This is a genomic window from Klebsiella sp. MISC125, from assembly GCF_051131775.1.
Classification (GTDB): Bacteria; Pseudomonadota; Gammaproteobacteria; order Enterobacterales; family Enterobacteriaceae; genus Klebsiella.
The window spans coordinates 4,395,262-4,420,969 of sequence record NZ_CP180448.1 but is presented as its reverse complement, the minus strand read 5'-3'; the positions used below and the strand labels follow the sequence as shown (position 1 = coordinate 4,420,969).

At 57.8% G+C, this 25,708-nt stretch carries 21 protein-coding genes; 12 read left to right on the top strand and 9 right to left on the bottom strand.

The window, feature by feature from the left end; translation table 11 throughout:
• Positions 1-2: 2 nt before the first annotated feature.
• Together ACMYSL_RS20850 and ACMYSL_RS20845 are read left to right on the top strand one after the other, a co-directional pair.
• Positions 3-1,067: a sugar ABC transporter substrate-binding protein gene (locus ACMYSL_RS20850; protein WP_182237012.1), complete on the top strand. Its 1,065-nt coding sequence runs from the start codon at positions 3-5 to the stop codon at positions 1,065-1,067.
• Between the two features lie 89 nt (positions 1,068-1,156).
• Positions 1,157-2,398: an LVIVD repeat-containing protein gene (locus ACMYSL_RS20845; protein ID WP_434659819.1), complete on the top strand. Its 1,242-nt coding sequence runs from the start codon at positions 1,157-1,159 to the stop codon at positions 2,396-2,398.
• 121 nt (positions 2,399-2,519) lie between these two features.
• On the opposite strand, the gene mtnK is transcribed toward ACMYSL_RS20845, so the two are convergent.
• A complete protein-coding gene (mtnK, locus tag ACMYSL_RS20840) occupies positions 2,520-3,719 on the bottom strand; it encodes an S-methyl-5-thioribose kinase (protein WP_434659818.1) in 1,200 nt (399 codons plus the stop codon).
• Positions 3,720-3,821: 102 nt separating this feature from the next.
• On the opposite strand from mtnK, the gene mtnA reads away from it, so the two are divergent.
• Positions 3,822-4,850, top strand: a complete 1,029-nt coding sequence (gene mtnA, locus ACMYSL_RS20835; protein WP_434659817.1) for an S-methyl-5-thioribose-1-phosphate isomerase — start codon at positions 3,822-3,824, stop codon at positions 4,848-4,850.
• A gap of 137 nt (positions 4,851-4,987) precedes the next feature.
• On the opposite strand, the gene ACMYSL_RS20830 is transcribed toward mtnA, so the two are convergent.
• From ACMYSL_RS20830 to ACMYSL_RS20815, 4 genes are all read right to left on the bottom strand, one after another.
• Entirely contained in the window at positions 4,988-6,256 is a 1,269-nt protein-coding gene (locus tag ACMYSL_RS20830) for a histidine-type phosphatase (protein ID WP_434659816.1), read from the bottom strand.
• Between the two features lie 25 nt (positions 6,257-6,281).
• Positions 6,282-7,640 carry an MFS transporter gene (locus ACMYSL_RS20825; protein ID WP_434659815.1) on the bottom strand — a complete coding sequence of 453 codons (1,359 nt, stop codon included), beginning with the start codon at positions 7,638-7,640 and terminating at the stop codon, positions 6,282-6,284.
• A 109-nt stretch (positions 7,641-7,749) separates the two neighbouring features.
• Positions 7,750-8,559, bottom strand: a complete 810-nt coding sequence (locus tag ACMYSL_RS20820) for an inositol monophosphatase family protein (RefSeq protein WP_434659814.1) — start codon at positions 8,557-8,559, stop codon at positions 7,750-7,752.
• A gap of 122 nt (positions 8,560-8,681) precedes the next feature.
• Positions 8,682-9,671 (bottom strand): LacI family DNA-binding transcriptional regulator, encoded by a 990-nt coding sequence (locus tag ACMYSL_RS20815; protein ID WP_181483087.1) that lies wholly within the window; start codon positions 9,669-9,671, stop codon positions 8,682-8,684.
• A gap of 353 nt (positions 9,672-10,024) precedes the next feature.
• Here ACMYSL_RS20815 and ACMYSL_RS20810 point away from each other — a divergent pair, with 353 nt between their 5' ends.
• The 6 genes from ACMYSL_RS20810 to ACMYSL_RS20785 are packed head-to-tail and all read left to right on the top strand — an operon-like array spanning position 10,025 to position 17,273.
• Positions 10,025-11,359 carry an extracellular solute-binding protein gene (locus ACMYSL_RS20810; RefSeq protein ID WP_434659813.1) on the top strand — a complete coding sequence of 445 codons (1,335 nt, stop codon included), beginning with the start codon at positions 10,025-10,027 and terminating at the stop codon, positions 11,357-11,359.
• A gap of 5 nt (positions 11,360-11,364) precedes the next feature.
• Positions 11,365-12,282 (top strand): carbohydrate ABC transporter permease, encoded by a 918-nt coding sequence (locus tag ACMYSL_RS20805; RefSeq protein ID WP_182236984.1) that lies wholly within the window; start codon positions 11,365-11,367, stop codon positions 12,280-12,282.
• Complete coding sequence (locus ACMYSL_RS20800) at positions 12,282-13,130, top strand: carbohydrate ABC transporter permease (RefSeq protein WP_110273298.1); 849 nt, start codon at positions 12,282-12,284, stop codon at positions 13,128-13,130. Before ACMYSL_RS20805 ends, ACMYSL_RS20800 begins: the two co-directional genes overlap by 1 nt.
• A 19-nt stretch (positions 13,131-13,149) precedes the next feature.
• Positions 13,150-14,229 (top strand): ABC transporter ATP-binding protein, encoded by a 1,080-nt coding sequence (locus ACMYSL_RS20795; protein WP_434659812.1) that lies wholly within the window; start codon positions 13,150-13,152, stop codon positions 14,227-14,229.
• The gene (locus ACMYSL_RS20790) at positions 14,229-15,764 is read left to right on the top strand and encodes a sulfatase (protein ID WP_434659811.1); all 1,536 of its coding nucleotides are present in this window, start codon (positions 14,229-14,231) and stop codon (positions 15,762-15,764) included. Before ACMYSL_RS20795 ends, ACMYSL_RS20790 begins: the two co-directional genes overlap by 1 nt.
• A gap of 54 nt (positions 15,765-15,818) precedes the next feature.
• Entirely contained in the window at positions 15,819-17,273 is a 1,455-nt protein-coding gene (locus ACMYSL_RS20785; protein ID WP_434659810.1) for a sulfatase family protein, read from the top strand.
• Positions 17,274-17,306: 33 nt separating this feature from the next.
• Here the strand turns inward: ACMYSL_RS20785 and codA are convergent, their stop codons facing one another.
• From codA to codB, 3 genes are read right to left on the bottom strand one after another with little or no spacing between them, the layout of a single operon-like run.
• On the bottom strand, positions 17,307-18,545 hold the full coding sequence (gene codA / locus ACMYSL_RS20780) for a cytosine deaminase (RefSeq protein WP_434659809.1): 1,239 nt from the start codon (positions 18,543-18,545) through the stop codon (positions 17,307-17,309).
• Positions 18,542-19,777 (bottom strand): PucR family transcriptional regulator, encoded by a 1,236-nt coding sequence (locus ACMYSL_RS20775; RefSeq protein WP_434659808.1) that lies wholly within the window; start codon positions 19,775-19,777, stop codon positions 18,542-18,544. The genes codA and ACMYSL_RS20775 overlap by 4 nt, the downstream gene beginning before the upstream one ends.
• A gap of 2 nt (positions 19,778-19,779) precedes the next feature.
• Positions 19,780-21,042, bottom strand: a complete 1,263-nt coding sequence (gene codB, locus ACMYSL_RS20770) for a cytosine permease (RefSeq protein WP_434659807.1) — start codon at positions 21,040-21,042, stop codon at positions 19,780-19,782.
• A gap of 515 nt (positions 21,043-21,557) precedes the next feature.
• On the opposite strand from codB, the gene ACMYSL_RS20765 reads away from it, so the two are divergent.
• The 3 genes from ACMYSL_RS20765 to ACMYSL_RS20755 are packed head-to-tail and all read left to right on the top strand — an operon-like array spanning position 21,558 to position 24,716.
• Entirely contained in the window at positions 21,558-22,169 is a 612-nt protein-coding gene (locus ACMYSL_RS20765) for a methylthioribulose 1-phosphate dehydratase (RefSeq protein WP_139538632.1), read from the top strand.
• 25 nt (positions 22,170-22,194) lie between these two features.
• Positions 22,195-23,691, top strand: coding sequence for an FGGY-family carbohydrate kinase (locus ACMYSL_RS20760; RefSeq protein ID WP_434659806.1), 1,497 nt, complete (start codon positions 22,195-22,197; stop codon positions 23,689-23,691).
• Positions 23,688-24,716 carry a 2-hydroxyacid dehydrogenase gene (locus tag ACMYSL_RS20755; protein ID WP_434659805.1) on the top strand — a complete coding sequence of 343 codons (1,029 nt, stop codon included), beginning with the start codon at positions 23,688-23,690 and terminating at the stop codon, positions 24,714-24,716. The genes ACMYSL_RS20760 and ACMYSL_RS20755 overlap by 4 nt, the downstream gene beginning before the upstream one ends.
• A 37-nt stretch (positions 24,717-24,753) precedes the next feature.
• Here ACMYSL_RS20755 and ACMYSL_RS20750 read toward each other — a convergent pair whose 3' ends face one another.
• Positions 24,754-25,701: a carbohydrate kinase family protein gene (locus ACMYSL_RS20750; RefSeq protein ID WP_434659804.1), complete on the bottom strand. Its 948-nt coding sequence runs from the start codon at positions 25,699-25,701 to the stop codon at positions 24,754-24,756.
• Between the last annotated feature and the right edge of the window lie 7 nt (positions 25,702-25,708).

Genomic DNA, 25,708 nt, shown 5'->3' with positions numbered 1-25,708 from the left:
CTATGAAAAAGATAACGCTTTCACTCATCGCGCTGGGGTTGTTCAACTCTGCGGTGGCCTTTGCTGAAACCCCGACGCCGGTTCCGGCGGCGATTGCCGAACATAGCGGCCCGATTCGCATCGCGGTGATCCGTAATTTGGGCTCTGACGATAACACCACCCAGTTTGTCTCTGGGGCGATTCAGGAAGGTAAAAAGCTCGGTTTTAAAATCAGCACCTTCCTCAGCAACGGTGATGATGCCAAATTTCAGGACTTCGTTAACCAGGCGATTAGCCAGAAATATGACGGCATTATCCTTTCCCAGGGGCGCGACCCTTACGCCACCGCGCTGGTGAAAAAAGCCGTGGATGCAGGGATTAAAGTCTCGGTCTTCGATACCGCAGTCAACGGCGAAATTCCGGGCGTGACCGTCACCCAGCAGGATGACGCCTCGCTGACCGAACTCTCCTTTGGCCAACTGGTGAAAGACTTCAACGGCAAAGCCAATATCGTCAAGCTGTGGGTCGCAGGCTTCCCGCCGATGGAGCGCCGTCAGGCCGCTTACCAGACATTGCTTAAGCAAAATCCCGGCATCAAGGAGCTGGAGTCGATTGGCGCCGTCTCTTCTGACGTGCAGGGCGATACCGCCAACAAAGTCGGCGCGATCTTAGCCAAATACCCGAAAGGCAAAATTGATGCTATCTGGGGCACCTGGGATGCCTTCAGCCAGGGCGCTTATAAAGCGCTGAAAGAGAATGGCCGCACCGAGATCAAGCTCTACAGCATCGATATTTCTAACCAGGATCTGCAACTGATGCGCGAATCCGGAAGCCCGTGGAAGGTGAGCGTGGCGGTGGATCCGAAGCTTATCGGCGCCACCAACGTGCGTCTGATCGCCAATAAGATTGCTGGTGAAGCGACTCCGGCCACCTACGACTTTAAAGCCGCGGCGATCCCACAGGCGCTGCTGGCGGCGCAGCCGGGAGCGGTGAACGTCGCCTCGCTGGGTAAAATTATTCCGGGCTGGGGCCAGACCGAAGACTTTATCGCCCCGTGGTTCGCCACTCTGGAAGCGAAAAACAAATAATAGCGTCCGGTGGCTGTCTGGTGCCCTCACCCCGGCCTCTCACACGGGGAGAGGGGGAAAACCAGCGCCACCCGGCAACAGGAGCTAACGTGACGGCATTACCCACCCCCGAATATAGCCGCAATATGCGGCTGATTGGGCATAGCGAACAGGGGGGACGCCCGGATGGCGTCCAGTTGATGGTGCACCGCGGCTTTGCTTACATCGGCCATATGGTGTCGCAAGGCTTTTCGGTGGTCGACGTGCGCGATCCGAAAAATCCGCGAACGGTCAATTACATTGCCGCGCCGCCCGGTACCTGGAACGTCCATTTGCAGGCCCATGACGATCTGCTGTTGGTAATCAACGCCCGGGATCTGTTTGCCGATGCCCGCTTTGCCGACGAAAAGGTTTACTACACCCGCTCGGTGGGCGAGACGGTCAGCGACGTGCAGGATAAGGGCTGGAGCGCCGGACTGCGGGTTTTTGATATTTCGACGCCGGATAAACCGCGCGAAATCAGCTTCCTGTCGCTCAACGGGATCGGTATTCATCGGATCTGGTACGTCGGTGGACGCTGGGCCTACGTTTCCGCGCTGATCGACGGTTTTAGCGATTATATTTTCCTGACCATCGATCTGGCCGATCCGCGTAAACCTGAAGTCGCCGGGCGCTGGTGGCTGCCGGGGATGAATCAGGCGGCGGGGGAAACTCCGCACTGGCCCGAAGGTAAGCGCTATGCCCTGCATCACGCGATTATCGCCGGGGACACCGCCTACGGCAGCTGGCGCGACGGCGGCCTGACGCTGCTGGATGTCAAAGACCGCGCGCAGCCGAAGCTGATTAGCCATCGCAACTGGAGCCCGCCGTTTGGCGGCGGTACCCATACCGCGCTGCCGCTACCGGACCGGGATCTGCTGGTGGTGCTTGATGAAGCGGTGCTGGATAACCAGCAGGATGGCGAGAAGCTGATCTGGCTGTTTGATATTCGCGACCCGACAAACCCGGTGAGTATTTCGACTTTCCCGCAGCCGGATGAGACTGACTATGTGGCGAAAGGGGCGCATTTCGGCCCGCATAATCTGCATGAAAACCGTCCCGGCAGCTTTGTCAGCTCAACGCTGATTTTTGCCACGTACCAGAATGCGGGCGTTCGCGCTTACGATATATCTAACCCTTATCGACCGGTGGAAACCGGGGCGCTGGTGCCTGCAGCACCGGCAAAAATGATGGATACCCGCCCGGGCCGCCCGCCGGTGATTCAGTCCTGCGATGTGTTTGTTGATGCGCAGGGAATTATCTACAGCACCGATTACAACGGCGGGCTGTCGGTGATTGAGTATCTGGGGTAGGGGATTGTGGTTATTGCCTTCCCGGGTCGCGGCGTAAACGCCTTACCCGGGCTACAAGTTTGCGGTCGGCTATGACCAGGTAGCCCGGGCAAGACGCATTAGCGTCGCGGCCCGGGAACGATTAACCGTACTGGCGAATTCGCGCAATCAGCTCATCGACGCTGTCGATGCGATCGGCAAGCACAATCAGCGCTTTACCCAGCGTGATGGCGTGGCGCAGGCATTCATGGCGCATGGTTTCGTCCTGAATAGTGTCGATATCCGCCACGTGCGACAGCCCGACGCTGCGGCGAATCAGCTCGGTACCGCAGAAGCCAATAGCATCAGCCCACGCTTTCTTCAGGAACGTGGAGGCATAGCCGGGGTAAGCCAGCGCAGCGTCGCGGGTTTTTTCCGCCGCCAGCGCCTGGAAACGCTCGGCGAAGGTATTCCAGAACTGCTGAATATCGTTCAGGCGCTGCTCGCGTGCGGCGGCGGCATCGCGAATACCTAAATGCCCAGGCAGGCCGCAGTAGTTGAGCAGCAGGTTGCCGATGGCGGTGCCGATATCAAAACCAATCGGCCCGAAATAACCGAACTCGGCGTCGATAGCCTTAAAGCTGCCCTCAGCGACGAATATCGAGCCGCTATGGATATCGCCGTGCAGCAGCGCTTCGGTATGGGAGAAGAAACGGTGCTTCAGCGCCGCAACCGCCAGCTTTAGCTGTGCATCGTCGCGCAGGGCGACGACATCGGCTTCCAGCGCCGCGGGGTAGTTATTGCGCTCGTGAACCTGATACGGATCGTTAAAGAACAGATCCTCGGTGATTTCGCACATCTCTGGGTTAATAAATTGTGCCACCTGGGCCTTTTTCTCATGCGGATGCAGATAAAAGTCGCTGGTGTGAAACAGCGCCTGGGCCAGGTATTCCCCCAGCTGGCTGGCGGCCTGCGGGTAGTAAACATTGTTAATCAGCTCGCCGCGCCAGATGCGATGATCGGAGAGATCTTCCATCACCATCACCGCCAGCTCGGGATCAAAATGCAGAATTTGTACCGTGTGCTGCGGGCAGTGCTGATAGTGAGCGACCAGAGTTTGCGCCTCAAGGCGGGCGCGGTCGAGCGTCAGCGGCCAGGACTCCCCGACGCAGCGCACGTAGGGCAGGGCCTGCTTAACGATAACCCGGCTGACGCCCTGGTTATCAAAAATTTTAAATACCAGATTGAGGTTGCCGTCGCCCACTTCCTGTGCGGACACCAGTTCTGACGGGTTATCGAGACCGCCAAATTGTTGTGCGTAAGCCACCGCATCGTTGGCGGTGAAAGTATGGTATTGCGACATTGCCTTGATCCTCAAAATTCTGATTAAGCCGTTCAGACGTCTATACTTCTGGATTCCATCCTGACACAATGTGATACAACAACGCAACAGGGATTTAACTAAATGCAGACACTACAGACCACCAGCCTGCGGGTAAGCGAAAATCAGCTCTTTATTCTTGACCAGCAGGCTCTACCGCAGGAGAAACGCTGGCTGGCGGCGGATAACGTGGCGCTGCTGGTGGACCATATTCTCGCTCTACGGGTGCGCGGTGCGCCGTTGATTGGCCTTTCCGCCAGCCTGCTGCTGGCGCTGTTGGGGAAGCGCGGTCTGACCCGCGATGAACTTTCTCAGGCGCTGGAGACGCTGCGCGCGGCGCGTCCGACGGCGGTAAACCTGATGAATAATCTCGATCGTATGAAGCTGGCGCTGGCGGAAGAGAACTATCCCCAGGCGCTGGAAGCGGAAGCGCTGCGCCTGATCGCTGAAGATAAGCAGCTTTGTGCCCATATTGCCGAAGCTGGCAGCGCCCTGGTCACGCCGGGCAGCCGCCTGTTAACCCACTGTAATACCGGCGGTCTGGCGACGGCAGGGGTGGGTACCGCGCTGGGGGTGATTGCGCTGGCGCACGAGCAGGGGAAAGTGGCGAACGTATGGGTGGATGAAACGCGTCCTCTGTTACAGGGCGGACGCCTCACCGCCTGGGAGCTGGGTGAGCTGGGCGTGCCGTATCGGTTGATTACCGATTCGATGGCCGCCAGCCTGATGGCGCAGGGGCAGGTCGATGCGGTTTGGGTCGGCGCCGACCGTATTGCGGCTAACGGCGACGTGGCGAATAAAATCGGCACCTATTCGCTGGCGGTGCTGGCGAAGTATCACCAGATCCCGTTTTATGTGGCTGCGCCGCAGACCACCCTTGACCGTCATTGTCCGAACGGCGCAGCGATCCCGATTGAGCAGCGGGCGGCGGCGGAAGTGACCGGCGTCGCTGGAAGTTTTGGCGCGGTGCAGTGGGCACCGAAAGACGCGGCGGTCTACAACCCAGCGTTTGACGTGACGCCCGCCGCGCTGATTAGCGGCTGGGTGCTGGATACTGGCGTGGTGACCCCGGCGCAGGTTGCAGCCGGGGCGTTTGCGTTAGAAAGCGCTTAAGTTAAAACGCGAAGCTACCTCCATAGCTTCGCGTCCGTTATGGATAAAGCGCACCTCTCTCAATTGCCTACGAAACGGTTGTAGGTCAGGTAAGGCGCTAGCCGCCACCTGACAAGCGTGCGGGCACGATAATTAAATCATGGCAGCACCATCTCGACAGCCGGAGCGGACTGCCGGTCGATATGCTGGCCCAGCGCCGTCAGCGCTGCCTGATAAGGGCACAGCGTCCCGACATCAGTCGTCTGGCAACCCGACTGACGCCACTCCTGGCGCAGCATCGGGTGCTGGCTATCCGGCGTTTGCAGACGGCGTAAATCGTCCAGACCTTGCGCCTGGAAGTAGACGCGCAGGTAGCGTTGACCGTTGTGGGTATCGCGCCAGCGTTCCAGCACCAGGCTGCTGCCCGGCGGGATATTGCCGCGGCTGTATCCCGGTAGCTGCCAGCTAAAATCCATCAGCGTGCGCACCATGGCGATATTGGTGTCGTGGGCCACCAGCAGCAGCCAGCGCACGTTCGGTGTTGCGCCTTCTTTTACCCCTTCAAGCATGGCGTTGAGCAGAATCGACCCGCGTTTTTGCGCGGTATAAAAAACGTCGTTGCTCAGGTCGTAGTTTTCCGTGAGCAGCGGCAGCAGGGCGGTTATCTGGCTGGCACGGGTGATGTTGCCCCACGCCAACTGGCTGAGCGGTAGGTTTTCGCTCCAGCCCAGGCGCAGCGTCTCGACCATATTAGCCATCACGCTCAGCCCGCTAATCGAGGTTTTGCCGCTTTTGCTCTGCTCCACCTGCCACGGTAGATCAAACACCGGGCAGGGCTTATTGGCTACGCATACTGCGTTTTTTAGCAACTGAATCACCGGAGCCAGCGCCTGCCGACGCTGTGCCAGATCTCCGGCTTTCGCTTTCACCTCCGCCAGCTGGCGAGCGGGGTCGGTTTGCGTGGCGGCAAACTTATCGGTCTGAAACAGCGGGTCGGCGTCGGTGCTGACGTGATGAATCTCTACGCCGCAGCCGGGAAATGCGCCATCAACCAGCGCTTGTGCGGTGGCTCGCGTGCGCTGCAAGGGGCTGGCGCGAACGTAAATCTCCCCGCTCGTCGGGCAGCCCGCCGTCAGCAGGCCGAGCTGGCGATAGTGTGCGCCTTCTTCGCGCCCTTTATTCACCACCGCGGCATAGCCATGGCCGGTCAATTCGCCGTCGTGAGTGGTCCACTGAGTCCACGGGCGCTGGGTTGCCGCTTCGATGGCCTCCCGGTTGCCTGGCGTTGGCGGGCGAATACCATGGCGGCTGAGTTCAACCACTTTTTCCAGTTGATACTGCGTTGTGGCGTGGCCCGGGGCCGCCAGCAGCGGCAGGGCGCAGGCAAGCAGCAGGCGTAGCAAAACCTGATGTCGTACAGGCATCATAAGATCTTCCTTATTGGTTAAAGGGTTATGAAGAGAATGAAGTCTGACGTTCTATCGCGTGTCGTCTGGCGACAATCGCGGCGGTGGTAAAACAGAATAGCGCGGACATCAGGCCGGTGCCCACCCAAAACAGCGACAGCGTACTGAAGTCGTACAGCGTTTTACCGTTTTCGATAATTGCCGTTTTGTCGATGATTATCCCGGTCAGAAACTCGCCGAGGCCGGCCCCCGCGTAGCTGGCGATACCGATGGTGCCGAGCGCTGCGCCTGCGGCTTTGCGCGATGAGATATCGACGGCAATTAATCCGCCGAGGAAGCAGGTCAATGCGCCGATGGTCGCGCCGAAAATAATCATCGCCAGAATATCGCTGTAGTAGCCGTGCGGCGACCAGAGCATTAGCGCGAAGCCTGCGGTGTTGAGCAGGCTGATAAACCCGGCCATCACGCTGCGGTTACGCGGGAAGAAGCGATCGGAGAGCATCCCGGCGATAATAGTTCCGGCAATCCCGGCAATAGCGTTGACCCCGACAATGCCTGACGCCTCCAGGGTGGAATAGCCTTTATCCTGCTCAAGGAAGAAGATCCCCCACGAGTTCACCGCATAGCGGTCGATATACATAAACGCCGAGGCCAGCGCCAGCGTCCACAAGGCCGGATTGCGCAGCGCCAGCAGCTGGTTTTTAAACACCGAGCCGCGCGCTTCGGTCTCCTCCAGCGGTTCATCGCGAATCACGTTGATTGACGGAAAGCCGCTGCTTTGCGGGGAGTCGCGCATAAACAACAGCAACAGCACGATCCCGGCGGCACCGAGCGCGGCGGTTGAGAGATAGCCCATCTGCCAGCCAAACCCGGCAATCACCGCCGCGATCACCATATAGGTCATCGCTTCGCCGATGTTATGCGCCGTTGACCAGATGGCGTAAAAGGTGCCCCTCTCTTTGCAGCCGTACCAGCGCGCCAGCGACACCGCGCACGGGCCGACACCCATCGACTGCGCCCAGCCGTTGATCCCCCAGAAGATGGCCAGCAGCATGGCGTTGGTGGTCATCCCCATCATCAGGTTCATCCCGGCGCTCAGCAGCAGCCCGAGGCTCATATAGCGCACCACGTTGGCATGATCGGCGATAAAACCGTTCACCAGTTTGCCGATGGCGTAGCTAAAAAACAGCGTTGAGCCGATCATGCCAAGCTCGGTCGGGGTTATGCCAAGCTCAACCAGCGCGCTCTTGGCGACGGTAAACGACAGTCGGCAAACATAGAACGTGACGTACGCCAGGGTCATGGCAATAAAGGTTTGCCAGCGCACAAAACGAAAACGTTTCTCATCAAATTGCACGCCTGCTTTGGGCGGTAAGGCCCGAAAAAACGCAATAATTCCAGACATTGTGTTATCTCCGAAGGTCGGAGGCCTGACTGATTGATGTGGTTCGTCCGTGAGGGATTATCGTCTTTGTGTAGAGTACATAATCAGATAAAGCCTGACCCCATACGGGTTAAGGTAATGGGTGGCAAAGCATGTTTTTTAATTGTGGGTAGAGAGTTTTACTGGCCAGCAGCAGCGGGTTGCCATTGCGAATGCCATCCGCTGCCAGATAGTCATTGGTGAGGCCGCCTGCTTCGCGCATCAGCACCAGCCCCGGCAGGCCATCCCACGGATTCATATGCGGTTCGTAGTAGCCGATTAAGCGTCCCGCCGCCGCCCACGCGCTCATTAATGCCCCGGAGCCGTTGCGGATAAACATGCCGCCGTCGCTGAGCAACGCATCGAGGAAAGGCAGGAAGAGAGCAGGCGTCACGCGGTGCGACGTGCCGACGCCCATGACTCCCTCTTTGACCGTGGCTGCCGGATGCGGCGTGATAGGCGCGTCATTGAGCCACGCGCCCTGGCCTTTCAGGGCGTGGAACAGCTCGCGATGGTTGGGGTCATACACCACGCCGATAACCGGTTCGTCGTCGGCGACGATAGCCAGCGAAAGACACCAGGTATGCAGGCCGTTAAGAAAGCAGCTGGTGCCGTCGATAGGATCGACCACCCACAGCACGCGGGCGTCGGGCATCTGCGTTCCGCTCTCCTCGCCAAGAAAACCATCCTGCGGGAACGCGCTGATAATGCGTTGCTTAACAAACTCTTCGACCCGCTTATCGGCGACGCTGACCACGTCCTGTAGATCATTGCCTTTATGATCCACCGCCAGCCGGTCGCGCTGTTGATAGTATTCGAAAGCCAGTTCCGCACCGGCCTTAGCCAGCTCGCAGGCCAGGCGATAGCGGGCTTGCAGAGCGTCCGATTCCAGAGGTTTCATGTTTATTCTCCATTTTTGCACACGTGTGCATTTTGCGTGTAAAAAATAGCCCCGAAGGGCGAAATGAGTGTGGAGGGATCTTAAAGATTATTCTGTGATCGCATCTGCATAAAATGAAATTTTCATTTTGCGCTTTGACGAATGATTAATTTCACTGGTACTTCGCGGTGGCGCGAGGGCAGGCTGAATTTGGCGATCCTCGTGACCAGTAGATCCACCGCGTGATGGGCGAGCAGGGCGGTATTTTGCTGCACGGTGGTGAGCTGGTAGGGTTGCCAGTCGGCCTGGGGGATATCATCGAAGCCAATAATCGCCGGCAGGGGCGCGGAGGGGTTATCTGCCCGCAGGCCATCCAGCGCGCCGAGCGCCAGCATGTCAGTGGCGCAAAATAGTGCCTGGAGCTGCGGATGTTCGGCGAGCAGCTGCCTGGCGGCGGCAAAGCCTGCCTGATAACCGCCGCTTTCGCAGAAATGCGCGGCAACGTCCATACCTTGTGTATGGGCGACAAACGCTTCGTAGCGCTGCCGGGTGCTGAAGTTATCCAGACTTTCGCCAATAAACCCGGCCTGTTGCCACTGACGCTGGGTAAATAAATCGGCGACCAGTTTCGCTCCCTGGGCGTTATCGCTGCAAACGCGGTCGCAGCCGGTTAAGTCGGCGTGACGGTTGATAAGCGTCACCGGGATTTTTCGCTCCAGATACTCTTCCGCCAGCGACAGCGGCGGTGCCCCGGAGGTGATAATGACCCCTGCGACGTGGTAGCTCAGCAGCTGTTTAAGCGACGGCGCAAGCTGCTGCGGATCGTCGGCGTTCATCAGCAGCGGCATAAAGCCGTTGAGCGCCAGCTGGTGAACCAGCGGCGACAATAGCTTGCTGCGAAACGGGTTATCAAATCCGGCGGTGACGATGCCGATAAAATTGCTGCTGCCGGTAATCATCGTGCGGGCGATGATATTGACCTGATAGCCGAGCGTTTCCGCAGCGGCGAGAACTTTCTGCCGGGTTTTATCCGCCACCGACGCGCCGGGCGTAAAGGTGCGGGAAACCGCCGAACGAGAGACGCCTGCGAGTCGGGCAACGTCCTCAGCCTTAATCCATTTTTTTTCGCTCATAGTGTCAGGGTACGGGTTGTTCTCAGGGAGCCATGGTCGGCAGTAGTAAGAAGGTACCATATAAATCCCTGAGCGAGCAGAGGGTTGATGCGCTTTCCCTGTCAGCTTTTGATATATATTATTCCTAATCATTTATTTCACTAAGCATTGTAATAATATGGATATGTGAGCGGCTAAAATAAAAAATCTTTATAAAACAAAAAACTAAACTCTCTTTTTTTAGCATATTCATGTGACGCATAAGTTATGCTATCTGCGTTATGGACAGCAATTATTTCCGCAAGATAGTTTTATCTGCATTACCAGGGGTGAATATAAATATTGTTCGATTTGTAACTTGCGGAGTAAAACCAGTGGCAAGAAACCATTTTTTACGTATTTCCGGCGCGGCGATATTAACTATGCTGGCGTTGCCTTCCTTATCTACGGCCTATGCGGCCAATGTTAAAATCGTTATCAACCAGTCGCCATGGCTCGATGGCTTTAAAAAAACAGTCGAAAAATATAATCATGACACCGGAAATAATGTCAGCATTGATGCGGTACCCTACGGCGGATTACTCGATAAAATTCGCAGTTCGGTGCGGGCGAAGGAGGGTGTCTATGATATCACTATGGTAGATATCAACTGGTTAGGAGAGTTCTACGGTGGCGGTTTTCTTACGCCGATTAAAAGCATTGAGGCCGATTATCGCCTGCCTGAGCAGGTACTGACATTTGGCGATGCGCTTTATTGGGACAATGCGCGCAAGGTTTTCAATAAACAATCCGGCGATCTCTATACCTTCCCGGTTACCGCGAATCCGCAGCTGTTTTATTATCGCAAAGATATTTACCAGAAGGCCGGGCTGACCCCGCCGAAAACCTGGGAAGAGTTAACAGAGAATACAAAAAAACTGCATCAGCCGCCGCGCCAGAATGGTTTTTTGATTCGTGGTGGTCCGCAGGATATCGTTTTTGATATTTCACCCTTTCTGCTCTCTGCCGGTGGTGGGATATTTAAGGATCCGCGCGAAGGTGATTTTAATATTATCCTCAATAGCCCGGAAACGTTGCGTGGGCTTAAATACTATATCGCCATTGCCAAAGCGGGTTACAGCAATCCTGGCGCATTAACCCAGGGGGAGTTAATTCAGCTTTTCGCCACCGGGAAGGCCGCGCAGGCGAATATTGTGGCGGCGGCCCGGGGCCCGCTGAGCAATCCGGATAGCTCCATCGTTACGGACAAGTATGGCGTTACGGTTATTCCTCATCCCGCTGGAGCGAAGGGTGTTTATGCCGCAGGACACTGGGTTGGCGGTATCCCACAGAATATTCCGGCGGCAAACAAGCAGGCGGCGCTGGATTTCTTCAAATGGTATGAAGAACAGTCCAGTCAGGTTTATCTGTATGAATCTGGCGGTGTGCCGGTACGTTCTGACCTGGTGGGCGTTGCAAAAGACCCGCTCAACTTCTTACCTGCGCTGACGGAAGCGACCGCCGAGGCGCAGATTATTAGCCCGGTTAAGGAGTCCGCCCAGATCAACGCGCTGCTGGGGCTCCAGCTTTACAAAGCGCTAAGTGGTGAACAGTCGGCGGAGAAGGCGCTGAATACCGCCGCACATCAGGTGTATCAACTGCTGTCGGCGGCGGGTTATCAAACGCAGCTTCCGCCGGATCTGCCTGATGATGCCGCGAGCAAAGGATAATCGCCATGTCTGGACAACCGCTCTCCGTGCCCCGGTCCATAGCCCCTTCGCGGTATCAACGTCGTGACTGGTGGCCGTGGCTAGCATTGACGCCGCTGATTGTCATTATTGCCGCGTTGATGGTTACCCCAGTGATCCATCTTTTCAGCCTGATCACCCAGGAGGTGAGCTGGCAGGATGGACGCGCCGTCACCCGGTTTGTCGGACTGGATAATATTCGCGCTTTTCTCGCCAATCCCTACTACTGGCCGGGGCTGGTCAATACGCTGGCGTTTTCCGTTATTGCCGTGACGCTGCAAGTTGTTATCGGTTTTGCGCTGGCGCTGGCGGTTAACGATATGAAGAAAGAGCCGCGTTTACTGACTACCATCCTGCTGCTGCCGATTGTGATTTCTCCCATCGTAATCGGTGCGATGTGGCGACTGATCCTCAACAACGACTCTGGGGTGCTTAACGTGGTGCTGAGTCAACTGGATATCGTACCGCCTGACTGGTTGGGAACACCATCGCTGGCGTTTCTATCGGTGATTGTGGTTGATGTCTGGCACTGGACGCCGTTTTCCTTCCTGCTGCTGCTTGCGGGCCTGAAGGCGCTGCCTCGCGAGGTGCTGGAGGCTGCCCAACTGGATGGTTGCAGCCGCTGGCAGCGCCTACGTTTCGTCATTTTACCCATGATGTGGCCTGCGTTATTGATAACCCTGATGCTGCGCATCATCTTCTCGTTCAAGGTCTTTGATGAAATCTATCTGCTCACCAAAGGGGGGCCAGGTACTGCCACCGAGATGGTCAGCTACTCCATTTATCGCGCCTTTTTTATTGAGGACCGTGAGGGGCTGGGGGCAGTGATGTCCCTGTTTACCTTCTTCATTATTGCTCTGCTGCTGGTGGTATTGATGAGCCTACGTAAGCGGAGGATAAGCTGATGCTGCTATCGCTACGCGGGCGCGCCCGGCTGTTTACGGCTGGTCGTGGCGCCGCAATCACGTTGTACGCCGTGCTGGTGCTGTTTCCTTTTATCTGGTTATTGAGCACCGCATTTAAAAAGCAAATCGATATTCTGCTCGCCCGTTTTGTGTTTACGCCGACGCTGAATACTTTGCGTGAGCTGTTATTCGACCCCGGCTCGATGTTTAGCGCTTATTTCGTCAACAGCGTGGTGATTACGCTGACCACGACCGCGATTATCGTCGCCGTAACGCTGTTTTCCGCCTACGCGCTGACCACCGTACGTAAGCTGCCTCCCGCGTTAGGGGCGGTTCTGCTTGGCTGGTGCCTGCTGTTCAACCTGTTGCCGGTGGTGACCTTTGTGGGTTCCTGGTTCAATCTTTTTCGCCAGTTGGGCCTCTACGACACGCGGATTGCCATCATTATCGCCAGCGTGGCCGCCTGGCTACCCATGGCGCTCTGGCTGGGCGTGACGTTTGCCCGCGAGATCCCCAAAGAGCTGCTGGATGCCGCCAGCGTTGACGGCTGTAGCCACTGGCAACGCTTTCGCTACGTTTTCGTACCGCTGATTAGATCCGGTATGACCGCAACGACGATTCTGGTGCTGCTGTTTGTGTGGAATGACTTTCCGATAGCGTTAATTCTCAGTTCGGAGCAGGCGCGAACTCTGCCCGTATACATCACTGCTTTTTCGCAAAATGAACAGATTCGCTATGCGGAAATGGCCTCTTCATCCCTGCTGGTTTCGATTCCGGTACTGCTGCTGCTCGTGGTGGGCCAGCGCTTTATCGTCAAAGGATTACTGTCCGGCGCGGTGAAGGCATGACATTAAAAAGGAAAATCCAATGAGCGCGGTTGCAATCGAGAGCGTCGATAAGAAATACGGCAACGTCACGGTCTTGCAGAATATCGATCTGCATATTGAAAAGCGGGAGTTTATTGTCCTCGTCGGCCCTTCCGGCTGCGGAAAATCCACACTATTACGGATGATCGCCGGGCTGGAGGAGGTTGAGAATGGGCGAATTTTGCTCCAGGGGAGCGATATCAATGAGATACCCGCCAGCGAGCGCGATATTGCCATGGTTTTCCAGAGCTATGCACTTTATCCGCATATGAGCGTGGCGGAGAACATGGGCTTTTCGCTGAAGATCAAAGGGGTGAAAAAGCAGGAAATTACCGGGCGGGTTAACGCTACTGCCGAAGCGCTACAGCTTACGCCGCTGCTGGCGCGTCATCCACGCGAACTCTCCGGCGGGCAGCGCCAGCGGGTGGCGATTGGTCGGGCGATGGTGCGCAATCCTGAGGTCTTTTTATTCGATGAGCCGCTGTCGAACCTCGATGCCAAGCTGCGGGTGGATATGCGCCTTGAGATCAAAAAACTCCACCAACAGCTGGACGCCACGATGATCTACGTGACCCACGATCAGATAGAAGCGATGACCCTCGCCGATCGGATCGCCATTATGAATCAGGGGCGTATTGAACAAGTGGCGACCCCGCTGGAGCTGTACGACCAGCCGCGTAACCTGTTTGTCGCCTCATTTATTGGTTCGCCGGAGATCAACTGCGTAGCCGGTCGCATTTCTGACGATGGCGAAGGTTTTATCAGCGATTCCGGTCTGCTTCTGCCGCTGGCGGATAATCTGGCGCATCTTGCCGGAAGGGCGCTGATTTACGCCATCCGACCGGAGCACTTTGTCCTCAATTCTGCTGATGGTCTGCCTGCTGAGGTTGACGTTACCGAGCCCACCGGTGTGGAAACCCTGATCAACGCCCGTCTGGGCGGCGAAACCCTGACTTGTACCTTCCGCCAGCGGCTTGAACTCCAGCCGGGCGATAGCATCCGTCTGCTGCCGGATGTTCGCCACATTCACCTGTTTGATGCCGAAAGCGGCGAAAGAATTCCCCTGACTAAGGAGCAATAATGCGTACCGTCTTCCTGCTGTTTGATTCACTAAACCGTCTGGCTCTGTCGCCTTACGGCGGCCAGCATGTGCCAACACCGAACTTTGATCGTCTGGCGAGGCACTCAGTGGCGTTCGATCGCCACTATGTCGGCAGCATGCCTTGTATGCCCGCCAGACGCGATATGCAGACCGGTCGCCTGAGTTTTTTGCACCGTAGTTGGGGGCCGCTAGAGCCCTTTGATAACTCTTTCCCTGAGCTGTTGTATCAGCAGGGGGTCTACAGCCATCTGATCACCGATCATAACCACTATTTCGAAGATGGCGGCGCGACCTATCATAACCGTTATGATTCGTTTGAGTTTATTCGCGGCCAGGAGGGCGACCCGTGGAAGGCGATGGTGCAGCCGCACTGGGAGCGCCTGCGGGAAAAATACCATCCCTCGCAGTTTGCAAACGGACGGCGGGATTTAAAAGCGTGCAATATCATCAACCGGGAGTATATCCGCGAAGAGAAAGACTTTCCCTCGGTGCAATGCTTTGCCCGTGGCCTGGAGTTTCTGGATACCAACCGCCATGCCGACAACTGGTTTCTACAAATTGAAACCTTCGATCCGCATGAGCCATTTACCGCCCCGGAGCGTTTTTATAATGTGATTAACACCGACTGGACCGGGCCGGTTCTTGACTGGCCGCGCTATGGTCGCGTCGATGAATTACCGGAAGAGGGCGAGGAACTTCGCGCCAATTACTATCGGCTAATTGCGCTGTGCGATTCGCTGCTTGGCGATGTGCTGGATTATTTTGATCAACACGACCTGTGGAAAGATACCGCACTGGTGCTCTCCACCGACCACGGTTTCCTGCTGGGCGAGCATGACTTTTGGGCGAAAAACCGCATGAATATGTACGAGGAGGTGGCGCATATTCCGCTGTTTATTCACCATCCTGAGTACGCGCACTTTGCCGGGCAGCGCAGGCAGGCTCTGACTCAGACGCCGGACCTTGCCGCCACCTTCCTTGATATTCACGGCGCGAAAAGGCCGGCGGAGATGCAAGGACACTCGCTGCTGCCGGTTGTGGCGCAGGATCGGGCGCTGCGGGAGGGCATTCTCTTTGGCTATTTCGGCGGGGCGGTCAACGTGACCGATGGCCGCTATACCTACCACCGCTACCCGGAAAACCTCAGCGAGCAGGAGATTTACCAGTACACGTTGATGCCAACGCATATCACCTCGCGTTTTAGCACCGAAGAGCTGGCGGATACCACGCTGGCTGCACCTTTCCCCTTCACCAAAGGCGTTCCACTGCTGAAAGTGCCGGTTATCGATACCTCGCCGATGTATAACAACTACGGCCCGGGGTCGCTCCTGGAAAAAGAGACCCGCCTGTACGACCTGGCTGAGGACCCGGGGCAGCTCGCCCCGCTGTACGACCCGGTGGTTGAACAGCAGCTTAGCGAGTTAATGGGTGATCTGATGGCGAAAAATGATGCGCCGCCGGAAGCCTTTGAGCGGCTGGGGTTAGCGCCCCAGGATGTTTCTTCCGAGGTTTAACCCACGGAGCGACAGCCCGCAGACATGCGGGCCATAAACAGTAAGCGATAACCCATGAATCAGCCGAATATTTTATGGATATGTACCGACCAGCAGCGTTGGGATACGCTTTCCTGCCTCGGGACGCCCGGCGCGCAGACGCCGCACATTGATAACCTTGCCGCTGCCGGAGTGCTGTTTGAACGCGCCTATGTGCAAAGTCCAATCTGTACCCCCAGCCGGGCATCTTTTCTGACCGGAATGTATCCGATTGCGCATCAAATACAGCGCAACGGCAACCGCCGCTTTCCCGAGCACCTGCATCTGTTGCCTCGTTCATTTCAGCAGGCGGGATATCGCACCGGGCTGATTGGTAAGTTGCATCTTTCCGCCAGCCAGCACGGCGTAGAGCAGCGCCCCGACGATGGTTACGATGAGTTTTACTGGAGTCAGCATCCGCACCCGGACTGGCCGGAGGGCCACGATTATCAGGCGTGGTTGGAAGAGAAAGGCGTCGTTCCGCAGGCGCTATACGCCCACGCGCAGGGCGCGATTTATCCGGGAGTTGAGGCGGAATTTCACCAGACCACCTGGGCGACAGAGCGGGCGCGAGAATTTATCTCCCGCCATCAGCAGTCGCCGTGGTTCCTCAGCATTAACCTCTACGATCCGCATCCGCCGTTTGACCCACCGCAGGCGTATTTGCAGCGTATTGATGCGGATGCCATTCGCCCACCGCTGTTTGCCGAAAGCGATCTGGCCCATCAGGCGCGTTTTACGCGGGTTGACCAGCAGACCAAAAAGGCTGTCAATCCGAATGTGGCGGTAGAGGGGGAAAGCCTGCAAGGCAGCCATGACACGCCGCCGGAATCCTGGGATGCGAAGGCCATTCGCGCGGCCTATTTCGCCATGATAGCTCAGATAGACGATTTGGTCGGCAGCCTGACCTCGCTGCTTGATGAGAACGGGCAGCGGCAGAATACGCTGGTTATCTTTATGAGCGATCACGGAGAGATGCTGGGCGATCACGGCCTACTCTACAAAGGCTGCCGCTTTTATGAAGGGCTGGTGCACGTGCCACTGATCGTTTCGTGGCCGCAGCGTTTCGCGCCGCAGAGGCGCTCGAATGCCTTAGTCGAGCTGGTAGATATTCCAGCGACGCTGCTGGAGAGTGCTGGGCTACCGATACCCGCGCAGAACCAGGGACTGTCACTGTACGCTTTGCTCAACGGTGACAGCGCGCTGCATCAGCATAAGCCCTATGTGCTGAGCGAATATTTTGACGCGCTTGGCTTTCCCGGCAGCATCGGTTCGCGCGGCAGTATGTATTTTGATGGCCGCTATAAGCTGAATGTTTATCACGATGCTGAAGAGGGGGAGTTGTTTGATTTAGATAACGATCCGCATGAATTTCATGACCACTGGCACGACCCGCAGTTTAAGCCGCTCAAGGCGCAGCTTATCCAGCAGCATTTTTCCGCCATGATGAAGGTGAGCGGCGCAGGGCCGGAGCGCATCAGTGATTTTTAGCCCGGCAGATTAACCCGCCGGGTGTTTAACACATCAGTTTGGATAGCAAATCTGTTCCGGCTGGCGCTGCAAAATGATGTTGCCGTGGCGAATGGAGGTCAGCACTTTGGCCTGGCGGCGCACGGCTTCATAATCATTTTCCGCATCAAGGATCAGCAGGTTCGCCGGACGTCCTTCGGCAATACCGTAATTATCGCCAAGGCACAGCGCGCGGGCGCTGTTATCGGTAATGAGATCGAGGCAGCGCTGCAAATCTTCATACCCCAGCATATGGCAGATGTGCAGCCCGGCGTCGAGGATGCGCATGATATTGCCGTTGCCCAGCGGATACCACGGGTCCTGAATGGAGTCCTGAGCAAAGCAGACGTTGATCCCGGCGCGGTCCAGCTCCGCCACCCGCGTCACGCCACGCCGTTTCGGCCAGGTATCAAAGCGCCCCTGCAGGTGAATGCTTTCGGTCGGGCAGGAGATAAAGCTGATCCCCGAGGCTTTTAACAGGCGGAACAGCTTCGAACAGTAGGCGTTATCGTAAGAGCCCATCGCGCAGGTATGGCTGGCGGTGACCTGCGCGCCCATGCCGCGAACCCGGGCTTCTTCCGCCAGCACTTCCAGGAAGCGCGACTGCGGGTCGTCAATTTCATCGCAGTGCACGTCCACCAGGCAGCCGTGGCGCTGGGCCAGATCCATCAAAAACATCACCGAACTGACGCCCTTGTCGCGGGTATTTTCGTAATGCGGAATGCCGCCGACCACGTCGGCACCCATCTCGATAGCGCGGGTCATCAGCTCGCGCCCGCCGGGGAAGGATTCGATGCCCTCCTGCGGGAAGGCGACGATTTGCAGGTCGATAAGATGGGCCGCCTCTTTTTTCACCCTCAGCATGGCTTCCAGCGCGGTCAGGGAGGGGTCGGTGACATCAATATGGGTACGCACGTGCTGTACGCCGTTATCGCGCAGCATACCAATAGTTTTCAGCGCGCGCTGGCGCGTATCTTCAACCGTGACGCTCTCTTTACGCTGGCTCCAGCGGGCGATGCCCTCAAACAGCGTGCCGCTCATATTCCACTCCGGTTCGCCCGCCGTCAGGGTGGCGTCGAGGTGGATATGCGGTTCGACGAACGGCGGGATCACCAGCTTTTGCTGCGCGTCGATATCGTTGGCGTCAACCGCCTGCGCTGCGGCCTGCGCGGTGATGCTTTTAATCAAACCGTCCTGGAGATCGAGGGTATAGAGCGCTTCTTTATGGCGCAGGCGCGCGTTGATAATTTTCATGGTTGTTCCCGTAAATGGTTTTGCGACATACGCCAGATAGCCAGGGCGACCGAGGCGTTGAGATGAAACTGCGGATGGCTGACCGGATAGCCAGTCAGCTTTTCGATTCGTTGGATGCGCTGATGCAGCGTGTTGCGGTGAATCCCCAACCGCTCGGCGGCCCTGACTACGTTGCCGCTCTCCTGGAGCAGCGTTTCCAGCGTCTCCATTAACAGCCACGGGCTTTTGCGATCGGGTTCGATCAGGCAGCCGAGGGTGTCATGCATAAAGTCGGTTAGCAGGGTGGGGTCGCCGACGGCGGAAAGCAGTTTGATAAAGCCCAGTTGCTGGTAGTCGCTGATGCGTTGGGTCGGGCGCAAAGTATCGCTAAGATCCAGCGCCTGACGCGCCTGCGACAGCGCGCGTGGATAGCCCTGCAGCTGCTGCACCGGTGCGGAAAGGCCACACAGCAGCGATAACTTATCATCGCTTTCCGCCAGCGCCAGCAACCACTGCTCCAACCACTTTTTCTGTTGATAAAACTCGCCTTCCTCGTCCGGGATCAGAAAGAGAAACATATTGCTGCGCTCGACCAGCGGAAAAGGGTTGCCCTGCTGATTGAGCTGCTGCTGCAAGCGCTGGCGCACGGTGCGGCGGGCCTGCTGGAGCCAGGCTTCGGCCTGCTCGGGCGGAAACTGGCGAAACAGGCGCGCTATCCCCTCAAGGCGCAGTGCCGCCACCCGCAGCGGGCGGGTAAAATCCAGCTGCTGGTGGAGCGCACGCTGATGCAGGATTTGCAGGTCGGGATAATCGCCGGTTAGCAGCTGCAGTAGAATATCGCGCTGTGATTGCAGGGCATTCTCGCTGCGTACCAGCGCGGTGCCGATGCGCTCGGTCACGATCACCATCTTCAGCAGATAGGGCTGCTCGATCAGCGGAATGCCCAGCTCGTCGGCCAGCGCGATCAGCCGCGGCGGAATAGTGTGGATATAAGCGTCGCCGGTCAGGATCACCATCCCGGCGATCCCGCGCTGCTTGCCTTCCATCAGCAAATGAATCAGGTTGTCTTCGTCGCGGGGATGGTTGATCCCGGTGATAAACACCAGTTCCCCGCCCATGATCCACTCGGCGATATTTTCATTTTCCGCCACGTAGTACCAGCGAACCGCCAGCTGGAGGCCCTGTTTACCCGCGCGCAGGCGCATGGCGGAGAGCCCGTCCAGCGCGAGGATTTCATTGACCGTCAGACTCATGGTTACTGTTCCGCAACTGAGTCAGCGGCGGGCTGGCGTTTGCTCAGGCGGGTCAGAGCGATGTAGACCAGCGCGGAGACGGAAATCCCCACCAGCGGCGCAATCCACGGCGACAGGTAAGCCACCACCGCGCCGACGGCGTAGGCACTGAGCCCCAACCAGTTAAAGCGCGGTAAACGGGCGGTTTGCAGCAGCGGATAGCGCCCGCCGCGATAGAACCAATAGTCGGCGAGGATAACGCCGCCGATGGGCGGGATGATACTACCGAGCAGCACCAGGAACGGGATCAGCATTTCGTACATCCCGCCAATGGCCAGCAGAATGCCGACGCCAGCGGCGACCACGGTCAGGGTACGGCGGCGTTCGCTGCGCAGCAGATGGCAGGCGGCAGCCGAGACGTTATAGATAGTCGGCCCCTGAATCGTCAGCAGGTTGAGGCACAGCATCACCACCGCGGCGACGGACAGCCCCTGCAAAATCAGCACTTCTACAATGTCGGCCTGCTGGTAGACGATAGCGCACCACGCCCCGGCAACAATCATCAACCCGTTGCCGACGAGGAAGCTACTCATACTGGCGACGATAGCGGTGCGGCTGGAGTTGGCCAGTCTAGTCCAGTTCGTCGCCTGGGTCGCGCCGCTGGCGAAGGTGCCGAACACCATGGTGATGGCCGCCGACCAGGTCATGGTTTCGCCCGGTTCGATTTTGGTCATCGCCTGCCAGCCGCCGGCGTGATGGGCGGCTAGATACATAGAAATCACCAGCAGAATAAACATCAGCGGCACCGACACGCGTGATAGCGCATCCAGCCCCTTGTAGCCCACCAGCGCGGTCACGCAGAACAGGATCCCAAACAGGATCATCAGCGGAATGGTCATCGCCTCGGGCAGGGCGAGGATTTTGACCAGCGAGATGGCGACCGTCGCGGTACCCCAGGCGTACCAGCCCAGCTCGGCGAAACCGAGAATAAAATCGGCGAGCTTGCTGCCGATTTCCCCGAAGCAAAAGCGCCCCATCAGCACGGTATTCAGCCCGCTGCGCGCAGCAATCCAACCGAGCGACGCGGCGTATAGCGCCAGCAGAAAGTTACCGATAACCGCAATCCATAGCAGGTTCACAATAGAAAAAGAGACGCCAAGCTTGCCGCCCGCGAACATCGTGCCGGTAAAAAAGGTAAAACTGAACAGGACCATGGAGATCGAAAATACGCCTTTGCGCCCTGAGGCAGGCGCTTCGACGAGCGGAAAATCATTGCTGTTTGACATTGTGGAACCTCTAAGTGGCTATCCGAATGGCGATGCCAGAGGGGTAGCAAGAGATATGCCAACAAAATCGGGGCAGGGATAACACTGATATATGGGCACTATGCACATAAAATGGCGTTATTTAGCCGATGTTTGCCATAAATGTGTGCACTGTGACATGTTTTGCACCGCCGTGGAGCAGTGGGATTGAGCTATTGCGCGCATTCCTGTCGGGTGGCGGCTGGCGCCTTACCCGACCTACAGGGAGGGCTGAATCGACAAATGATGCCAATTTTGCGTCGTTTCCTGGCGGAACGATCGCCTATTTTTTGGGGAGCGTGCAGTTGGTAATGTTGGAATCATGAATGCATTCAATTTCTTTATTGTTAAAAAAGTAATTTAATATGCAATTCTATTATAACCATTACTAATGTAAGTCTTTTCTGAAATATTGTTCACTTGAGCGGGCGATGTTAGTATCGGGTGAATAGCCATTTAGACGGCTAAATATAACATCGCTAAACTAAGGAACTGCTATGTGGCAAGAAAGACTCGCGCAACTGGTCACCACCTGTCATTGGATCGGCGCGAAAGGCTGGGCTCCGGCCACCGGCGGCAATATGTCGGTGCGTCAGGACGAGACCTGGTGCTGGCTCAGCGAGTCGGGACGCGATAAAGGCAGCCTGACGACGGAAGATTTTCTCCAGGTTGAGATCGCCAGCAATAAAGCGCCTTCCGGGCGTAAACCTTCCGCCGAAACCGGCCTGCATACCCTGGTGTATCGCCTGTTCCCGGAGGCCAACTTTGTGCTGCACGTGCATACCGTCAACGCCACCGTGCTGTCGCGCATTGAAAAAAGCGACACTCTGGCGCTGCAGGGTTATGAGATGCAGAAAACCCTGACCGGTCAGCATAGCCACCTTGATACCGTACCGGTGGCGATTTTCGATAACGACCAGGATATCGACGCCCTGGCAGCGCGCATTGAAGACTATGCGCAGACCAACCCGCTGCGCTACGGCTTCCTGCTGCGCGGCCACGGCCTGACCTGCTGGGGCAAAGACATTAATGAGGCCCGTCGTCAGTTGGAAGGACTGGAGTTTCTGTTCGAGTGCGAGCTGATGCGTCGCCGCTACGAGCGCGACTAAATTTCTCTCCACTAACGGGTCAGGCATGGATTTTTATCTCGGAATCGATATCGGCACCTCGCGGGTCAAAGCGGTGCTGTTTGATGAACATTTTCAGGCATGCGCCAGCGCGGCGCAGAATACCGGCCCGCGCCTGTCGGCTAACGGTTATGCCGAACAGGATATGGCCCAGCTGTGGCAATCGGTGGTGGCGATTCTGCGCGAGATTGCTCAGCATCCGGCGCTGCAAAAAGGGCGTTTACGCGCAATTGGCCTTGCCGGGCAGGGCGAAGGCGTTTGGCTTAGCGACGCCGAGGGCGAACCGGTTGGGCCGGGTATCCTGTGGAGCGATACCCGCAGCCGCGAGCTGATGAGCGAACTGCTCAACCGCCCCGGTTTTGACCGCCGTTTCTTTGACGATACCGGCACCCATCTGCAACCCTGCAACACCAGCATGCAGCTATGCTGGCTCAAACATCATCAGCCCGAACGGCTGGCGGCGGCCCGCTATCTGTTTTTCGCTAAGGACTGGATCCGCTTTCGCCTCACCGGCGTTGCGGCGCTGGATCTCACCGATGCCAGCACCTCTTTGCTAAACCAGCAGAGCGGAACATTATCCGGGGTCGTACTCAGTGAGATGGGGCTGGCGGATTTAGCCCATCTGTTCCCGCCGCTGCTGGCATCGGATGCGCAGGCAGGTACGCTGCGCGAAGAGGTCGCGGCGCTGACCGGGCTTCCCGTTGCGACTCCGGTGGCGGCTGGCGCGCTCGATGTGTGCAGCGCGGCGCTGGGCTGCGGCGCGGTGAACGACGGCGACATCTATACCATTCTCGGCACCACCTGCTGCACCGGCATCGTCTGCCATGGTCGTCAAACGGTCAACGAGGGGACGCGCTATGTCACCCACACCGAGGCAGGCAGCTTTATTAACCTTTTTCCGATGCAGGCCGGAACGCCAAATATCGACTGGCTCCAGCAGCAGATTTCGCTGAATCCCGATTTACAGCAGTTGGAACAGCGCATCGCCAGCGTTGAGCCGGGCAGCGGCGGCGTCTTCTGGCAGCCCTATCTCAACGGCGAACGCGCGCCGTTCTTTAGTCCCGAAGCGCGGGCCGGGTATTTTGGCATTAGCCAACACACCACTCGCGCGCAGCTACAGCGGGCGGTGTTTGAAGGGCTGGCTTACGCCATCGTCGACTCGCTTCAGGGTTATCCGCAGGGCGGTGAGCTGTACCTGACCGGCGGCGGGGCGGCGTCAGCGACCTGGCTGCAAATTATTGCCGACTGCACCGGCAGAACGGTGGTTTCCAGTACTTTTAACGAGCTTAGCGCGCGCGGAGCGGCGATTCTGGCGGCGCGCAGCGTCGATGCGCTGACCCGCTACCCCACGCTTGAGCAGACTCGTTATCAACCTAATCCGCAAGCGCATAGCCGTTATGCCGCTCTGTATCCGGTTTATCGCCTGCTGCGCGAGCAGATGCTCCCGGTCTGGCAGGCCCGCCACGAGGCGCTTCAACGTATTTCTCAGGAACAACGCATATGAAAATTGTTTTTACCGCCGAACACGCAGGCGATCTCAGCGCATTTCAGCAACTGGGCGAACTGCGGGTGGAAGGTTGGGCGCTGGGTAAACCGAAGCTGAGCGCTGGCCAGCTGATTGAGCTGGCCCACGACGCTGACGTGCTGGTGACCAGCTACGATGATGTGACGGAAGAGGTGATTGCCGCCTGCCCGCGCCTGCAGGTTATCGCCTGCACCCGCGCCAACCCGGTGAATATTGATACCAAAGCCGCGCAGGCACGCGATATCCGCGTACTCTATACGCCGGGCCGCAACGCGGACGCCGCCGCCGAGCTGACGCTGGGGCTGATGCTGAGCCTGGCGCGACATATTCCGCAATCGCACGCGGCGCTGAAACGCGGTGAATTCACCAACGCCGAGAACGCCGCCCAGGCCACCCAGAGCGGGCTGCGCCGCGATGTGGTGTGGGACGTCAGCCCGGAAAGTCCTTATGAAGTGTTTAAAGGCAGCGAGCTGCGCAATAAAACCCTGGGGCTGATCGGCTATGGCAACATTGGCCGCCGCGTGGCGCGTATCGCCCGCGCCTTTGGCATGGCGGTGCTGGTGGTGGATCCGTTTGCCGCCGCCGAGGATATCAACGAGCCGGGGCTACAGAAAACGACGCTTGAGGGTCTGTTCCGTGAGGCGGATATTGTCAGCCTGCATCTGAGTAGCGGCCCGCACAGCGATGGCCTGGTGAACGCGCAGTTGTTGAATAGCATGAAGTCGGGGGCGCTGCTGATTAACACCTCTCGCGCCGCGGTGGTGGATGAAGAAGCGTTGATTAACGCGCTGCGCCACGGCCCGCTGGGCGGCGCGGCGCTGGATGTATACCATCGCGAGCCGCTGTGGCGCGACCATCCGTTTGTTACCGAGTTTGATAACGTGATTATCACCCCGCATATCGCCGGGGCGACGAGAGAAAGCATCGCTAAACATACGGCGATGATTGCTGCCGACCTCCAGCGCTATGTTGCCGGGGAGCCGCTGCTCTATCAGTGGCGTTAAGCCTTTTTAGCCGCCGCGAAATACGGCGGCGAAGTGCTTACCACTCGGCGCGGTTAGCCGCCATAAATGCCTGAGTATGCTGCCAGTCGACCACACCTGCATCTGAGCCCATCCCGGTCGCCACCAGCGCGGCGACGGCGGAAGCCACCTCACATGCCTCTTTGACGCTTAACCCACGGGCCAGCGCGGCAATAAAGCCGCCGCAGTAGCTGTCGCCGCAGCCGGTGGTGTCGACAGCATCGACCCGGTACGGCGCGATATGCTCGACTGCGCCGTCGCGGGTCAGCAGCCAGGAGCCGTTTTCACCCTCTTTCAGAATGCAGGTCCCGACGCCAAGTTCGAAGAAGAAGCGGGCGATCGCTTCCGGTTGTGCCTGTCCAGAGAGATACGCTGCCTCCTCAAGAGAAGGCATAAAGTAGTCCACCGACGGCAGCAGCGGGCGCAGCAGATCGAGGGTGTGCTCATTGGGCGCGATTAAATCAAAGCTGGTGGTGATGCCGCGAGCCTTTGCGGCTTGTAGCAAAAGGGCGCTTTGCCCCTGGTCCATCGCCGCCAGCAGGCCGGTGCCGCCGTGGTGCAGGAAGCGGCAGTCAAGAATCGCATCAAACTCCTCTTCGCGGATGAAAAGGACATCCGAAGCTCCCCGGCAGTGCAGCGCCGGGCGCTCGCCGTTGGGGCGGATAGGCAGAATTGTCGCCGACGTTTCCTTCAGTGCCGTGCGCTGGACCTGCGAGCAGTCGATGCCCAGCCGCGCATAGCTGGCGAGGATAAAATCAGCTTTTTCATCTTCGCCCAGACAGGCCACCGCTGCGGTACGAATCCCCAGTTTGGCTGCGTTAATATTGGCCCCGGCGGCGGTTCCTGCGGGATTAAGGCGAATCTGTTCAATAAAGGCTACCCCACCGCGCGGCGGGATGTCGATAACCGGGCGACCGGCGATATCAAGAATAGTCAGGCCGACAAAGACGGCGTCAAAGGTTGCCATGAGAGTT

Bases quoted from the DNA above. Each gene is read 5' to 3' on its own strand.
- ACMYSL_RS20850 (WP_182237012.1), top strand. From the start codon at position 3: ATGAAAAAGATAACGCTTTCACTCATCGCGCTGGGGTTGTTCAACTCT.
- mtnA (WP_434659817.1), top strand. From the start codon at position 3,822: ATGCAGACACTACAGACCACCAGCCTGCGGGTAAGCGAAAATCAGCTC.
- ACMYSL_RS20760 (WP_434659806.1), top strand. From the start codon at position 22,195: ATGGATTTTTATCTCGGAATCGATATCGGCACCTCGCGGGTCAAAGCG.
- ACMYSL_RS20750 (WP_434659804.1), bottom strand. From the start codon at position 25,701: ATGGCAACCTTTGACGCCGTCTTTGTCGGCCTGACTATTCTTGATATC.
- ACMYSL_RS20820 (WP_434659814.1), bottom strand. From the start codon at position 8,559: ATGAAACCTCTGGAATCGGACGCTCTGCAAGCCCGCTATCGCCTGGCC.
- ACMYSL_RS20790 (WP_434659811.1), top strand. From the start codon at position 14,229: ATGCGTACCGTCTTCCTGCTGTTTGATTCACTAAACCGTCTGGCTCTG.
- ACMYSL_RS20785 (WP_434659810.1), top strand. From the start codon at position 15,819: ATGAATCAGCCGAATATTTTATGGATATGTACCGACCAGCAGCGTTGG.
- mtnK (WP_434659818.1), bottom strand. From the start codon at position 3,719: ATGTCGCAATACCATACTTTCACCGCCAACGATGCGGTGGCTTACGCA.
- codA (WP_434659809.1), bottom strand. From the start codon at position 18,545: ATGAAAATTATCAACGCGCGCCTGCGCCATAAAGAAGCGCTCTATACC.
- ACMYSL_RS20775 (WP_434659808.1), bottom strand. From the start codon at position 19,777: ATGAGTCTGACGGTCAATGAAATCCTCGCGCTGGACGGGCTCTCCGCC.
- ACMYSL_RS20755 (WP_434659805.1), top strand. From the start codon at position 23,688: ATGAAAATTGTTTTTACCGCCGAACACGCAGGCGATCTCAGCGCATTT.
- ACMYSL_RS20765 (WP_139538632.1), top strand. From the start codon at position 21,558: ATGTGGCAAGAAAGACTCGCGCAACTGGTCACCACCTGTCATTGGATC.
- ACMYSL_RS20830 (WP_434659816.1), bottom strand. From the start codon at position 6,256: ATGATGCCTGTACGACATCAGGTTTTGCTACGCCTGCTGCTTGCCTGC.
- ACMYSL_RS20800 (WP_110273298.1), top strand. From the start codon at position 12,282: ATGCTGCTATCGCTACGCGGGCGCGCCCGGCTGTTTACGGCTGGTCGT.
- ACMYSL_RS20815 (WP_181483087.1), bottom strand. From the start codon at position 9,671: ATGAGCGAAAAAAAATGGATTAAGGCTGAGGACGTTGCCCGACTCGCA.
- ACMYSL_RS20805 (WP_182236984.1), top strand. From the start codon at position 11,365: ATGTCTGGACAACCGCTCTCCGTGCCCCGGTCCATAGCCCCTTCGCGG.
- codB (WP_434659807.1), bottom strand. From the start codon at position 21,042: ATGTCAAACAGCAATGATTTTCCGCTCGTCGAAGCGCCTGCCTCAGGG.
- ACMYSL_RS20795 (WP_434659812.1), top strand. From the start codon at position 13,150: ATGAGCGCGGTTGCAATCGAGAGCGTCGATAAGAAATACGGCAACGTC.
- ACMYSL_RS20825 (WP_434659815.1), bottom strand. From the start codon at position 7,640: ATGTCTGGAATTATTGCGTTTTTTCGGGCCTTACCGCCCAAAGCAGGC.